This window comes from Clostridium sp. AN503 (assembly GCF_040719375.1).
Classification (GTDB): Bacteria; Bacillota; Clostridia; order Lachnospirales; family Lachnospiraceae; genus Brotaphodocola.
This window is the reverse complement of the sequence record NZ_JBFDTP010000002.1, coordinates 2,885,739-2,900,000: the sequence shown is the minus strand read 5'-3', so window position 1 is coordinate 2,900,000 and position 14,262 is coordinate 2,885,739. Positions and strand designations below refer to the sequence as shown.

Sequence of the window (14,262 nt, the reverse complement as noted above, 5' to 3'; positions counted from 1 at the left end):
TGGGAGGCAATGAAGGAAGGACGCCAGTCTTTCCAGAGCCGCTGTTGGGATACCACCCTTGTGTGACTGGGTTTCTAACCTGCACCCGTGACCCGGGTGGGGGACAATGTCAGGTGGGGAGTTTGACTGGGGCGGTCGCCTCCGAAAGGGTATCGGAGGCGCTCAAAGGTTCCCTCAGAATGGTTGGAAACCATTCGCAGAGTGCAAAGGCATAAGGGAGCTTGACTGCGAGACCGACGGGTCGAGCAGGTAGGAAACTAGGACTTAGTGATCCGGTGGTATAAAGTGGGATTGCCATCGCTCAACGGATAAAAGCTACCCTGGGGATAACAGGCTTATCACTCCCAAGAGTTCACATCGACGGAGTGGTTTGGCACCTCGATGTCGGCTCATCGCATCCTGGGGCTGAAGTAGGTCCCAAGGGTTGGGCTGTTCGCCCATTAAAGCGGTACGCGAGCTGGGTTCAGAACGTCGTGAGACAGTTCGGTCCCTATCCGGCGTGGGCGTAGGATATTTGAGAGGAGCTGTCCTTAGTACGAGAGGACCGGGATGGACTGACCTCTGGTGTACCGGTTGGGTATCAAACCCATGGCCGGGTAGCCAAGTCGGGAAGGGATAAACGCTGAAGGCATCTAAGCGTGAAGCCCCCCTCAAGATGAGATATCCCATACGCAAGTAGTAAGACCCCTTGAAGACGACGAGGTAGATAGGGCAGAGGTGGAAGTGCAGTAATGTATGGAGCTGACTGTCACTAATAGGTCGAGGGCTTGACCAAGTTGGTTTAGGAAAGAGAAACAGAAAACGGATGATTCAATATGTGGTTTTGAAGGTATATGGAATATGATAAGTATGCAGTATTACCTTAGACATGTATATAAGGCTGAGATAGAGTTTCAGTCTTTTTTCTTTCTGAAGGAACGATGGGGAATTGCAGAAAAAGTCTGAGTTTCCAGTGGAAAACACTTGACAAATACCGCACTATATCATATAATACTATCGTTGCCCGTTGGAAAACAGGGTATAATCCTCGATAGCTCAGTCGGTAGAGCACGCGGCTGTTAACCGCGCTGTCGTAGGTTCAAGTCCTACTCGGGGAGTTCGGTCCATGGCGACCAGCATTAGTCCGGCCCCATGGTCAAGCGGTTAAGACATCGCCCTTTCACGGCGGTAACACGAGTTCGAATCTCGTTGGGGTCATTTAGTTTCATCAATGTTTCGGACCTTTAGCTCAGTTGGTTAGAGCAACCGGCTCATAACCGGTCGGTCCTGGGTTCGAGTCCCCGAAGGTCCATTTGAAACCGCTTCAAAACCGATTCAATTTTATATGTTTGGCCTGGTGGCTCAGTTGGTTAGAGCGCCGCCCTGTCACGGCGGAGGTCGTGGGTTCGAGTCCCATCCGGGTCGTTTGTTTGATTCATAGGAAGCTTCCTATGAATCAAACCCTTTGTAGAAACAAGTTCATACGGGATCTTAGCTCAGCTGGGAGAGCATCTGCCTTACAAGCAGAGGGTCATAGGTTCGAGCCCTATAGGTCCCATTTGGCAAGTCAGCCAAGGAATGCCGCAGTGGCGGAACTGGCAGACGCACAGGACTTAAAATCCTGCGGGACTAATCTCCCGTGCCGGTTCGATTCCGGCCTGCGGCATTGAAAAAGAAAGTCTTAGATTTCCAGATGGAGGTTTAAGGCTTTTTTTGGTATACTATTTTTAGAGGTTGAAAGAGATTGAGAAAGGCAGGAGAGAAAACCGTGAAAATGAAACGATTGACTGAGACAGTTTTATATTATACTCCGGAAAATAACATCAATGTCACCAAACTGAAAGGGGTGCTGGTGCGCATGGGAATCCGGATAAAAAATGTTGCGCCAGAGCAGGTAAAGGATTCTGTTGGAAGTCTGCTGGGGTTTGCTGAGTATGAAAAGAATGACGGACAGGGTGGGTTGAAGGAAGAGTGGGAAGAGGGGGATTTTCCCCGTATCACGGAGGAGATGCTGGTCATGCATAATTTTTCCAGCAGGAGGCTGGATGAACTGCTTTTAAACTTGAGGAAAGCCGGTGTGCCGAAGATCGATCTGAAAGCGGTTGTGACAGAGAGTAATGTTGCGTGGACGTTCTATCAGCTTTACGAGGAGATAAAAGAGGAACATGAAAAGATGGAGGAAAACAGCCGGTAGACGAGGGATAGGGCTGTTGCTTGCGGCGGTATTTCTACTGACTGCCTGTGGGAAGGCACATGAGGAAGCAGAGCCTGGAAAGATCACTCTGGAATTGTGGTATTATTGGGATGGTTCTGATGTAAGGCAATGTCTTTTGGGAATTGTAGATGAGTTTAATGCATCCCATAGTGAAGTGCAGATCATGGCAAAATATGTGCCGGACGAAGATTTTAAGAAAAGGTTGGCATTGGCGATTGCAGATGGAGAAGCGCCGGATCTGGCGATTGTGGATTCCTCCGATGTTCAGTATTATAATGCTATGAAGCCATTGGTAGATGTGTCTGGGCAGATTGAGGAATCACAGTACCTGGAAGCAGCTCTGGCATCCTGTCATGATACAGATGGACGGATTCTGGGAGTGCCGTTGGGAGTCAACTGCCTTGCATTTTACTATAACGAAACGATTTTGCAGGAGAGAGGGATAAAAGTGCCGCAGACTCTGGATGAATTTGTGGATGCAGCGGAACGGGCGACATCAGGCAGTATATATGGCTGTGCATTTCCATCTCTTCAAAGCGAGGAGAGCCTGTATTGCTTTCTTCCTGTGTTATGGTCCAAAGGAGGGAGCATAACTGATATTGCTTCCGAGGAAAGCAAAGAGGCTTTTGATGTGCTGAGGCAGCTTGCAAAAGAGCGTGGAATGAGCCACAGGACGGTGAACATGACGCTCTCTGATATTTCCAAAGAATTTACAAAGGGGAATATTGCCATGATGTTCTCGACATCAGGCAGAGAACAACAGATATATAAAGCGAATCCGGAATTGAATTTTAAAGTGGCCCCTCTTCCTACGGGGGAAGAAAAACTGACAGTCATCGGAGGAGAGGTGCTGACGATTGTCTGTGAGGAGCATAAAGATCAGGCAATGAAATTTGTACAGTTTATGGCAGAACCAGACCGGATCAAGGCATATCTGGATGATATGATGTATTTGTCTCCGAGAAAAGATATTCTGGACTGGCAGATAAAGAAGTATCCGGATCAGAAAAAATACGCGGAGTATCTGGCAACAGGAAGAGTGCGGGAATTCAAGCCTTATTGGCCAGCGGTATCCATGGCAGTTGCCGATGTCATCAACCAGGTGATCCTGGAGGAGGATCAGGAGGATACGCTGGAGAACCTGGAGAAAAAAATCGAGACCATCCGGGAGGCGCATTATGAATAAGATTAGGACGCTGCGCCAGTCGGTTGTACTGTTTGCGGTTATTGCTCTGATTGCGCCTATGCTGATATTAGCAGTTATATCCCAGACCAGGATATGGAATCTTTTGAGTGACAATTTAAAAGAAGAGAAGCAGCGGGAGCTTGAGAATGCAGATGCGATGCTTCTTATGGCGCTGGATAAATATGATACGGTCCTTTATGATTTCTGTACTGATGATGATGTGGTGAATCTGGTAGAACAGATCAATGAGAGCGAGGACGTGCTGGATGTCAACAGCAACCGTTTGCGCAGAGAGCTTAGCCATGTGTGCAATCGGAACGACGGTGTAGAAGGGATTACCCTTGTCACAGAACGCGGAAAGATTTTTTTTTATGACAGGAGCGCTGCATCTTTTGTTACCAGTACCTGGGCCGATACGGTGAAGGTGCCGGATGTACAAAAAGGCGTGGATTATCAGGGTGGGTCCAGTATTGTGCTGGGTGAGAGTGGATATACCCATCTGCTTCAGATATCGCGCCGCATTGTAGATTATCAGAATATTGAGCGTCGGATCGGAACTGTCATCATGAGCATCAACCAGGATCTGCTGTGGGACATCATCCGCATGGGAGAGACTTCGGAGCTTTTTATTTGTGAAGGCGATCAGATCGTTGCAGCACAGGATGAGACCCTGATCCGGGAGGATATTTCCTCTGCGGAGCACGAGGGACGCCGTATACTGGAGCGGTATAATGAGGAGACGGGATGGACTCTCTACAATTTTTATTCAGTGGAGGATTATAATCAGGCGATATTGGGGCAGATGGCCATGGGGATTGTATATACGGCCGGTATTATGTTGTTTATCATGCTGCTTCTGTTTTTTATCACCAATCCTATCCTGCAGCAGATCAATGAACTTGCTGATGGAATGAATCAGATGGAAGAGGGCAATCTCTCTATCCAGGTCAAACAGACCGCCCACCTGCCCAGAGAAGGTGTACAGATCGTCAAAGGCTTTAACAGTATGGTAAAAAAGCTGGAGGCCATGGTAGACCAGGTAAAGCAGTCCACAGTGGAACAGAAAAATGCGGAGCTGTCCGCGATGGAAGCACAGATCGATCCGCATTTTCTGTATAATGCCCTGGACACGATCAATTGGAAAGCAATTGAAAAGGAAGAATATGAGATCAGCGGCATGGTAGGGGCACTGGCGGATATTCTCCGGTATTCTATCCGGAATCCAGGAGATACGGTTTCTATCGGGCAGGAGCTGTATTGGCTGAGCCAATATATAATGCTGCAGAAAGAAAAACTGGAACAGCCCCTGGAAGTAGAGACAGATGTGCCTGAAGAGATCAAAACGTACCGAATCCACAAACTGCTCCTGCAGCCGTTTGTGGAAAATGCGATCAAGCATGGATTCTACAGAAAAAAAGAACCCTGCCATCTGACAATCCGGATGCGTCTGGCTGAAGACCAGATCTACATTATGATCAAAGATAATGGTAAGGGGATTCCAGCGGAGGTACTGAAAGGTCTGAACAGAGGCGGTGATGCTGGCGAACATGTGGGTGTGGTGAATGTAAAAAAACGCCTGGAATTATATTATGGAGAACAGGCAGCAGTATACTTTGAGAGCAGGGAAGGAGATGGAACGGCGGTCCACCTGTTTGTGAAAGCAATACGCGGAGAGGATGGAGGTAAATGAAAATAGTAGTTATTGAAGATGAGAACTCCATACGAAATGGGCTTGCAAAGATGCTTCCAAAACTGGATGCGGAATATGAGGTGACCGGGACTGCTGCCAACGGACCGGAGGGCCTGGAGCTTATTTTGAGGACCAGGCCAGATCTGGTCATTATGGATATTCAGATGCCGGAGATGGATGGGCTTACCATGCTGGCTAAGGTCCGGGAGCAGGGCATTCTGTGCAGGGTTGTAGTGCTGACTGCTTATTCTGATTTTTCCTACGCGAAACGGGCCATAGAGTTGAATATTGATAATTATCTGTTAAAGCCGATCAAGATACCTGAGCTTCAGGAAACCCTGAGGATCATCCGGGAATCCTTAATGGAGGAACAGGGGGAAGAGCGGCTCCAGGAGCGTCTGCTGTCACTGGAACAAATCTTCCGGGGGTGTATTTTGGCGGAGCTTCCCGTGGATGAGGAGTTAAACCGGGTGACGGAGAGCCGCTATGGCCTGGATATAAGGGAGCAGCTGTCGATATTTGCGGTCTGGCTGGGGAACCGTTATGAAGAATGGTTTTCCGAAATTGGAAAAATGCTGGAGTTTTACATGGCAGGTGTAAAAGAGTATGAATACTGTATCATCCTGTCACTGAGATACAGGCTGGTGGCAGTTATATTTTACCATATGAAGAATCCTGAGAAAACGGAGCAGTGGTATGAGAGCACCATAGTGCCTGCCATATGCCGTATGGTCAAACCATATCCGGTGTTTAACTGGATGGACTGTGAAGGGCTGGCTGGACTGCCTGGAGCGTTTGCGGAGCTTGAAGAGGAACGGATGTGGAACTTGAGCTTTCCGAAAGGAACCCTGATCACACGGCATAGGATAGAGCAGATGAGGGCAGTTCCCATAAAATATCCGTTTGAGATTGAGGACCATATCAAACGCTCGATGTCAGAAAAGGATCAGAAGGAGATCTATCGCGCGTTGGCACAGTTTGAACAGATGTGCGGGAGAGGGGCTTACCATCCTAATGAGATCAGAGAATCCTGCGTCCGGTTTTGCGTGGCGGTTCTGACATTGATAAAAACGCTGGGGAAGGTGAATGGTACGATCCCTACCCGGGTGCTTGTGGGTGAAATATCCCGAGCGGTCACATGGGAGGAGATCCAGTCTGTTTTCATGGCTCTTTATGAGTCCATTACAGTGGATGGTGAGACGGGCAGTGATGTGAGCATTCTGGTGAAGCGGGCGAAAAAGATCATTGAAGAGTGTTACAGCCAGGGTATCACGTTGGAGGAGCTGGCACAGCGGCTTCATGTCTCTGATGAGTATTTGAGCACCCAGTTCAAGAAAGAGACCGGCATGTCATTTACCGAGACCGTTCGCAAATACCGTATAGACCGGATCAAGGAGCTGCTTCTCCATTCCAGCTTGAAGCTCAATCAGATCGCGGATATGGTAGGATATTCAGATCCGAAGTATATGAGTAAGGTGTTTAAGGAGGAAGTCGGGATGCTTCCAGCGGAATTCAGAAAGGAAAACCTGTAATAGAGGTTGCATTTTTCGACAAAATTTGTCAAAAACATTAAATAGTTACTCCTTTTTAAAGAATTTCCCCTTTGTATTTTTTGAGGAAATGATAAAATTATGACAACTGATAAGTATAGACAAAACGTATCTGGTTATCATATATAAGTATAGAAAAGGAGAATGTGCTATGAGCGAGATCAATGTTACCTTTAAGAACCCTACAGAAGTGCTGGATTTTGTCAGCAGAGTTGAAAAGTACCCGTTTGATATGGATTTAAGCCGCGGCAGCATTGTTGTGGACGCAAAGTCCCTGCTTGGCATCATGAATCTGGGCTTCAACCAGATCGTAAACCTGAAAGTATACACCGAGGAATGCGGAGCTTTGTGCGAGGATATCGAAAAGTATATTGCAGCATGACCGCTGAGACAGAATGACATTATCAATTTATTGTTCCCCATACTGAGCAGAATAGCACAAATGCTATTCTGCCTTTTACTTTTTTGTGGAATATGTTATACTAGGAGCACTTAATGAGGGTGGTCCGCAGACAGTACGGACTGTCGGGGCAAAAGAAAAATGAGGGAATGGCGAGGAGAGAGCTATGTACAAGATTGTTTCCAGACTGTTGATTTATGGAGATATGCCGAAGGATAATATATTGATGGAGCTGGCAGACATTGTAAGGAAAATGGATGATAAAAGCCAGACGAAGGAAGAACTGACCACACGGGTTCTGACCCAGATCAAACATCTGCTGCAGGTTGCTACGGATTATGGTTTTGACAAGAATCTCTGGCACAATTATCTGACGTTCCTTCTGATCACCAGTGAGAATCCGTTTAGCATTACCTGTGAAAAGGTAGGCGCCAACGAAGGCAGTGTAAACTATTTTGCCAGAGGTGATTTTAAGGCGTTTCTGAACCTGTTCCACTATGATTTTGGCAGGCTGGAGGAATATCTGGGAGTAGACTGCTTCAGCCGGATATCCGACTATCAGGCGATCGGCAAAAAAGATCTGATGTACAATAAAAATGTCAGTGAGAAAGTACAGTCATTAAGCGCCAGGCTGGAGCAGGCGAAGGACGAGTATGAGTTTTTTGACTGCGTGACCGGGTTTTATAAGGCGTATGGCGTAGGCATGTTTGGACTTAACAAGGCGTTCCGCATCCAGCCGTTGGAAGATGGAACCGTGAGATTCTGTGCCATCAATAACATGGACGCTGTGATGCTTGATGACCTGGTGGGATATGAGATACAAAAGAAAAAGCTGGTGGACAATACACTGGCCTTTGTGCAGGGAAAGAAGGCCAACAATGTACTGCTGTTTGGTGACAGCGGCACAGGTAAATCAACCAGCATCAAGGCGATCGTCAATGAGTTCTATGACCAGGGCCTGCGTATGATTGAGATATATAAGCACCAGTTTAAGGATTTGTCAGCTGTGATCGCCCAGATTAAGAACCGCAATTACCGGTTTATCATCTATATGGACGACTTGTCATTTGAGGAATTTGAGGTGGAATACAAGTTTTTGAAGGCAGTGATCGAGGGCGGAGTGGAGACACGGCCTGACAATATCCTGATCTATGCCACCTCCAACCGCCGGCACCTGATCAAGGAGAACTGGACTGACCGGGATGATGTGGAGGTCGACAATGGAATGCACCGTTCCGACACTATGGAGGAGAAGCTGTCACTGGTCAACCGGTTTGGCGTTACGATCAATTACTCCAAACCTTCCCAGAAGGAATATTTCCATATTGTGGAGGAACTGGCGCAGAGGGCGGGCGTGGCTATGCCGTCCGAGCAGCTGAGAGCAGAAGCTAACAAGTGGGAACTGAGCCACGGAGGTATCTCTGGACGTACTGCACAGCAGTTTGTTAATTACCTGCTGGGGATCATGTAAGGGTGTCTGGAAAAGAAAATTAAAAATATTTGGAAAAGCTCTTGACAAAACGAGCAAATTGACGTAAACTATATAACGTTGCAGCAATAACTGCTGCGGCGATAAGAATATGTGTGCGTAGCTCAGCTGGATAGAGCACTTGGCTACGGACCAAGGTGTCGGGAGTTCGAATCTTCTCGCGCACGTATGAAAAAGGCATTCCTTACGGAGTGCCTTTTTGTGTGATTTATCTGTTACAGGGTTTAAATTCGAGGATCTTCAAGGTTGACTTTCTGGAAAAAATGTATTATACTAGCCCATGTTCACTCGGAGGGTGAGTCATTCCTGTAGAAATGACGAGCTGGATAAGGTGGCAGGCTGAGATGCCTGTTTCTCTTATCCGGCTCTTTTTTGATTCCTGGAAGCTTTGTCCGGTTAATCAAAATGCTCTGCATGGATTGCCTTGCGGTGTCTGATTTGAGGAGGAAAAGAACATGGATTTGCGAAATGGAAATGTGAAGAATATTTATTTTAAATATCTAAGTGCTGCGTTTGGGAGCGCATTGATCAGTTCTGTCTATGGTATTGTGGATATGGCTATGGTGGGACAGTATGAGGGACCGTCAGGAACAGCAGCTCTGGCAGTGGTCGCACCTATATGGAATATTGTATACAGTCTTGGCCTGCTGACAGGTATTGGCGGCTCGGTATTGTTTGGCGCGGCAAAAGGAAGTGGGGATCAGAGGAAACAGAATTCCTGCTTTACGACAGCACTCGTGGGAACTGTGATCCTGGCTGTGGTCAGTTGGGGGATCATTGCAGTGTTTGATACGCCTATGCTTAAGCTATTTGGAGCGCAGGAGATTTTGCTGCCGTTGGCAAAACGGTATCTGCTCCCGGTAAAATTTGTACTGCCGCTCTTTTTGTTCAATCAGATGCTGGCGGCATTTCTGAGAAATGATGATCATCCGGGCCTGGCCACAGCGGCTGTGTTGTCCGGAGGAGTCTTTAATATTTTTGGGGATTATTTCTTTGTGTTTGGGCTGGATATGGGGATATTCGGCGCAGGACTTGCAACTGCCATGGGTGCGGTGATCACATTTTTAATGATGCTGACTCATTTTATGTCAAAACGGAATACGCTGCATCTGGTTAAGGTAAGCCATGTAGCAGGACTGTTCCGTCAGATCGTGGTGACCGGGTTTTCCACATTTTTCAGCGATGTGGCTATGGGGATCCTGACAATGCTGTTTAACCGGCAGATCATGCTGCGCCTGGGGACGGACGCGCTGGCGGTGTACGGTGTGATCGTGAACATCAGCACCGTGGTGCAGTGCTGCGCATACAGCGTGGGACAGGCGGCCCAGCCCCTTTTATCAGTCAATTTTGGGGCGGGGAAATGGGAGCGGATCCGGGATACATTAAAATATGCCCTGTATACCGCTGCTGTTTTTGGAATTGTGTGGACGGCGCTCATATGGGCGTTCCCCAATGGATTTATCCGCATATTCATGGCGCCGACAGACGGGATTTATCAGATTGCCCCGTTTATCATGCGCAGTTACGGGATATCGTTTCTGCTGCTGCCGCTTAATGTGTTTTCTACTTACTATTTTCAGTCTCTGATGAGACCGGCGGCGTCCTTTGGAGTGTCGGTGGCGAGAGGGCTTTTTGTGAGCGGATTTCTGATCTGCGCGCTGCCGGCGGTATTGGGGGCCGGTTCCATGTGGTTTGCCATGCCGGTCACAGAAACGGTGGTTGCAGCCTTTGCCGGGGGGCTTATCTGGAAATACACCAGGAAGGCTTAGATCCGGGAATATGAAATGCAGGTGGACGGGACTTTCAAAACAGGAATATTTTTGTTAGAATAGGGAAAGGCACAAAAAACTGCAAAATGTTATGGTAAAGGACAAGGTATGTTATATCAGATTACAGACGGCAGCGTATCAGCGGGAGGGACGCTGATCCTGTCACACATTGATTTTGAGATAAAGGGAAATGAAAAGGTAGCCGTGGTGGGCCGCAACGGCGCGGGGAAGACCACGCTGTTAAAGCTGATCGCCGGGGAAATGACCCTGGACCGGGACGACAGGAGGACGGGGCCGGGGATCGTGAAATCCCGCCAGGTCACTGTGGGGATGTTAAAGCAGCAGGCTTTTGGAGACAATAGGCGCACCGTGGAAGAGGAGCTTCTTGCGGCATGTCCGTGCAAAGATACATTTGCGCGGGAGCGGTTTGAGTATGAGCGGGAGTATGACCGGCTGTTCACCGGGTTTGGATTTACCAAAGCGGATAAACGGAGACCTTTAAAAGAGTTTTCGGGGGGAGAGCAGACGAAGATCGCACTGATCCGGCTGCTTCTGGAAAAACCGGATATCCTGCTTTTAGATGAGCCGACCAACCATCTGGATATTGCGGCGGCGGAGTGGCTGGAGCAGTATCTTAAGGCCTATGAGCACGTGGTGGTGATGGTGTCCCATGACAGGTTTTTCCTGGACCGGGTGGCAGATGTGGTTTATGAGGTAAGCGAAAAAAGCTGCTTCGTTTTCCTGGCAATTACACCAATTACCGGCAGGAGAAATGTAAAAGGCTGGCGGCGCAGCAGAAGGCCTACGAGCGGCAGCAGGCGGAATTTGCAAGGCTTGAGGAGCTGATCGAGCGGTTTAAGCACAAACCGGCCAAGGCATCCTTTGCCAGGGCCAAGAAAAAGCAGATGGAGCGGATGGAGCGGGTGGAGCAGCCGGAGGCGGATGACGTACATCTGTTTACCGGGGAGATCAGCCCGTTGATCCCGGGCAGCAAATGGGTTCTGGAGACAGAGCATTTAAAGCTGGGGTATGACCGGCTCCTTCTGGAGCTGTCCCTGAGGGTGCGGCGCGGTCAGAAGATCGGGCTTTTAGGGGATAACGGCGTGGGCAAGAGTACCTTTTTAAAGACCGTGTCCGGGCTTTTACCTGCGCTGGGAGGAAAAATGAGTCTGGGAAACCAGGTGATGATCGGATATTTTGACCAGCATTCAGCAGAGATCGAGTCGGAGAAATCCGTGGTGGAGCATTTCCATGACTTGTTTCCGGCTATGACGGAGAAAGAGGTGCGGAGCACGCTTGGGGCCTATTTATTTGGTGGAAAAGAGGCATCCAAACGGGTCAGCGACCTGTCGGGAGGCGAAAAGGCGCGTCTGGTCCTGGCAGAGCTTCTGCAGAGCCGTCCCAATTTCCTGGTGCTGGATGAGCCGACCAACCACATGGATGTGCAGGCGAAGGAAACGCTGGAGTCAGCATTTAAGGCTTACACGGGGACGATCCTGTTTGTGTCCCACGACCGGTATTTCATCCGTCAGGTGGCGGATGCGATCCTGATCTTCGAGGGACAGAACGCCATGTATTATCCGTTTGGGTATGAACATTATCTGGAGCGGAAACAGAAGGCAGCGGAGGGGGAGAGCATTGCGGCCCAGGTGAGCGCTGAGGATGCGGCCCTGGTTGCGGGAATCCGCGCGGTGCCGAAGGCGGAGCGTCATCGTCTTAAGGAGATACCCACTGAGGAGGCGTATGTGGACTGGAAGCTGCGTATGGTGATGGAGAAGCTGGAACCAGCGGGGGAGCGGTACGGGCTGCTCGCCGGCCAGTGCGAGGCTGCGCTGTGGGAGTGGAAGGGGACAGAAGGCCAGGAGACAGATATGCTGGAGCTGCGGGCGGAGCGGCTGTCAGAACTATGCACAGAGCGGGATGAGGCGTGGGAGTTATGGCATGAGTACTGCCTGGAATGGATGGATGTTTTTAACGGCACAGAATAAAATCAGGCTGCAGTGACTTAAAACTTTATTTTATTAAGCCACGGCAGCCATTTTAACCCCTTTAACAGGGGTGAAATCGAAAAAAAGAGTTGAAAAACCACGTGGGATATGGTATCATTTGAACATTAAGGTAAAGTTTCGGTACATAATTCGGTTATATATGCGATGGTGCAGCCCATGGGGGTATTGCACCGTTTTTTGCATATTGGCAGGGGAGATGGGAACCGGGATGGAATAGGAGGACTTAATTATGAAAAAGAGACTGAGTCTGGTTCTTGCGGCAAGTTTGACACTTGGCCTGGCGCTGACCGGCTGCGGCGGAAGCAAGGGCACTGCAGATACAACGGCGGTGGGCGGCGCTGATAAGGGAGCTGCGGGAGCTGAGACGTCTGCGGCGATGGGCGCGCAGGTGGATACAGCCGGATTCCTGGTCACGGTTCTGAACTCGGATATTCAGACAGCGGATGTACAGAAGACTTCTAAGGATTACCAGACCCCGATGAATATTTATGACCGTCTGGTGGATATTGAGGTGGATGACGCAGGTGTTTCCAAGGTGGTGCCGAGCCTGGCGGAGAGCTGGGAGATCTCAGATGACGGCCTGGAGTACACCTTCCATTTGAGACAGGGCGTAAAATTCCACAACGGCAATGATTTTACGGCTGAGGATGTGATCTATACATTTAACCGTCTGCTGATGGTGGAAGGCGGCGTGAATACGGAGTTCATTGATCAGATCAAGGGCGCCAGCGAGCTTTTGGAGGGCAAGGCAGAGACCCTTGAAGGCGCGGAGGCCGTGGATGACTATACGGTGAAGGTCACCTTAAAGGAGCCGTTCTCCGGTTTCCTTGCATGTATCTCCTCGCCTGGCGTATCGATCTATGACAGTGAGGCTACTGAAGCGGCAGGAGATCAGTTCGGCATGGATCCGGCGCTGACCGTGGGAACAGGCCCGTTTAAGTTTGCATCCTGGACCTTCAACGACCAGCTTGTGCTGACCAGGAATGACGACTACTGGAAGGGCGCTTCCGCGCTTCCGGGCGTTGTGGTGAAGATCATTCCGGATACGGAGACCCAGACCATGATGTTTGAGAGCGGTGAGCTGGATATCATTGACCTGGATTTTGTGGCAGATGCGATCGACCGTTTTGTGGAGACCTATCCGGACCAGATTATATCCGGCCCGCGTGTGGGTACTACATATTTTACCATGAACTTTAATATTGAGCCGTTCAGCGATGTGAAGGTTCGTAAGGCCGTTCAGATGGCGATCGACCGCCAGGCGATCTTAGATGCGCTGTATGGCGGACGCGGGCAGGTTGAGCAGGGGATCTTCCCACATGGCCTGATCGCATTCAACCCGGACCAGACCGTGATCAGTTATGATCCGGATGCGGCAAAAGCGCTGCTTGCGGAGGCTGGTTATGGAGATGGATTCACCATGGAGATCGCAGCCGACAGTTCTGCTTCCGATACGGTGACGATGGCTCTGGAGATCATTAAAGAGCAGCTTTCAGCCGTCGGGATCAACGCGGAGATCAAAAACTACGATGAGTCGACCTGGCTGGAGACCCGTAAGTCTGGAGAGCTTGGTTCCTTTATGTCAACCTGGACTGCGGATTACAATGACCCGGACAACTTTATATACACCTTCTTCGGAAACGAGGAGAAGACGAAGATCCGTTCTATCAACTATCCGGACACTGCGGTGATGGAGCGTGTCTCCAAGGCGCGTGCGATCGTGGATACGGATGAAAGGATTGCCGAGTACAATGCCCTGGAGGAGAAGCTCATCCATGAAGATGCAGCGTGGGTGCCGATGTATTCCAGGACGCATCTGTTTGCGACCAGCAAGCGTGTACAGGGCTTCGCACCGATCTGGAGCGGCTTAAGTGATATGTTGTTCTATGGTGTTTCTTTGAGCGAGTAACAGCGAATGGATAGTGCCAGATAAAAGAAGATGCCGCAAAAATGGAGCGATCGATTTTGCGGCATT

The 14,262-nt window shown here is 49.4% G+C and carries 10 protein-coding genes, 7 tRNA genes and 1 rRNA gene (1 of these 18 cut by a window edge); all 18 read left to right on the top strand.

Features of this window, described 5'->3' with window-relative positions:
* A 23S ribosomal RNA gene (locus AB1I67_RS20765) occupies nt 1-775 on the top strand; it begins 2,115 nt to the left of the window's first position.
* Nucleotides 776-1,024: 249 nt separating this feature from the next.
* Nucleotides 1,025-1,097: transfer RNA gene (locus AB1I67_RS20760), tRNA-Asn, on the top strand.
* A gap of 28 nt (nt 1,098-1,125) precedes the next feature.
* Nucleotides 1,126-1,197 (top strand) — tRNA-Glu (locus tag AB1I67_RS20755).
* Between the two features lie 20 nt (nt 1,198-1,217).
* Nucleotides 1,218-1,291: transfer RNA gene (locus AB1I67_RS20750), tRNA-Ile, on the top strand.
* Between the two features lie 39 nt (nt 1,292-1,330).
* Nucleotides 1,331-1,404 (top strand) — tRNA-Asp (locus AB1I67_RS20745).
* A gap of 60 nt (nt 1,405-1,464) precedes the next feature.
* A tRNA-Val gene (locus AB1I67_RS20740) sits at nt 1,465-1,537 on the top strand.
* A gap of 22 nt (nt 1,538-1,559) precedes the next feature.
* Nucleotides 1,560-1,645: transfer RNA gene (locus tag AB1I67_RS20735), tRNA-Leu, on the top strand.
* Nucleotides 1,646-1,753: 108 nt separating this feature from the next.
* The gene (locus tag AB1I67_RS20730; RefSeq protein ID WP_367032149.1) at nt 1,754-2,173 is read left to right on the top strand and encodes a DUF3783 domain-containing protein; all 420 of its coding nucleotides are present in this window, start codon (nt 1,754-1,756) and stop codon (nt 2,171-2,173) included.
* Nucleotides 2,145-3,380: an extracellular solute-binding protein gene (locus tag AB1I67_RS20725; RefSeq protein WP_367032148.1), complete on the top strand. Its 1,236-nt coding sequence runs from the start codon at nt 2,145-2,147 to the stop codon at nt 3,378-3,380. Before AB1I67_RS20730 ends, AB1I67_RS20725 begins: the two co-directional genes overlap by 29 nt.
* Nucleotides 3,373-5,070 (top strand): sensor histidine kinase, encoded by a 1,698-nt coding sequence (locus tag AB1I67_RS20720; protein WP_367032147.1) that lies wholly within the window; start codon nt 3,373-3,375, stop codon nt 5,068-5,070. The genes AB1I67_RS20725 and AB1I67_RS20720 overlap by 8 nt, the downstream gene beginning before the upstream one ends.
* Nucleotides 5,067-6,602, top strand: a complete 1,536-nt coding sequence (locus tag AB1I67_RS20715) for a response regulator (RefSeq protein ID WP_367032146.1) — start codon at nt 5,067-5,069, stop codon at nt 6,600-6,602. The genes AB1I67_RS20720 and AB1I67_RS20715 overlap by 4 nt, the downstream gene beginning before the upstream one ends.
* A 169-nt stretch (nt 6,603-6,771) precedes the next feature.
* Nucleotides 6,772-7,002: an HPr family phosphocarrier protein gene (locus tag AB1I67_RS20710; RefSeq protein ID WP_367032145.1), complete on the top strand. Its 231-nt coding sequence runs from the start codon at nt 6,772-6,774 to the stop codon at nt 7,000-7,002.
* A 184-nt stretch (nt 7,003-7,186) separates the two neighbouring features.
* Nucleotides 7,187-8,491 carry an ATP-binding protein gene (locus tag AB1I67_RS20705; RefSeq protein ID WP_367032144.1) on the top strand — a complete coding sequence of 435 codons (1,305 nt, stop codon included), beginning with the start codon at nt 7,187-7,189 and terminating at the stop codon, nt 8,489-8,491.
* A gap of 111 nt (nt 8,492-8,602) precedes the next feature.
* Nucleotides 8,603-8,676: transfer RNA gene (locus tag AB1I67_RS20700), tRNA-Arg, on the top strand.
* Between the two features lie 288 nt (nt 8,677-8,964).
* A complete protein-coding gene (locus AB1I67_RS20695; RefSeq protein WP_367032143.1) occupies nt 8,965-10,278 on the top strand; it encodes an MATE family efflux transporter in 1,314 nt (437 codons plus the stop codon).
* A 108-nt stretch (nt 10,279-10,386) separates the two neighbouring features.
* Nucleotides 10,387-11,124 carry an ATP-binding cassette domain-containing protein gene (locus AB1I67_RS20690; protein WP_367032141.1) on the top strand — a complete coding sequence of 246 codons (738 nt, stop codon included), beginning with the start codon at nt 10,387-10,389 and terminating at the stop codon, nt 11,122-11,124.
* The gene (locus AB1I67_RS20685; RefSeq protein WP_367032673.1) at nt 11,007-12,266 is read left to right on the top strand and encodes an ATP-binding cassette domain-containing protein; all 1,260 of its coding nucleotides are present in this window, start codon (nt 11,007-11,009) and stop codon (nt 12,264-12,266) included. Before AB1I67_RS20690 ends, AB1I67_RS20685 begins: the two co-directional genes overlap by 118 nt.
* A 250-nt stretch (nt 12,267-12,516) precedes the next feature.
* Nucleotides 12,517-14,196 carry an ABC transporter substrate-binding protein gene (locus AB1I67_RS20680; protein ID WP_367032140.1) on the top strand — a complete coding sequence of 560 codons (1,680 nt, stop codon included), beginning with the start codon at nt 12,517-12,519 and terminating at the stop codon, nt 14,194-14,196.
* Nucleotides 14,197-14,262: the final 66 nt, after the last annotated feature.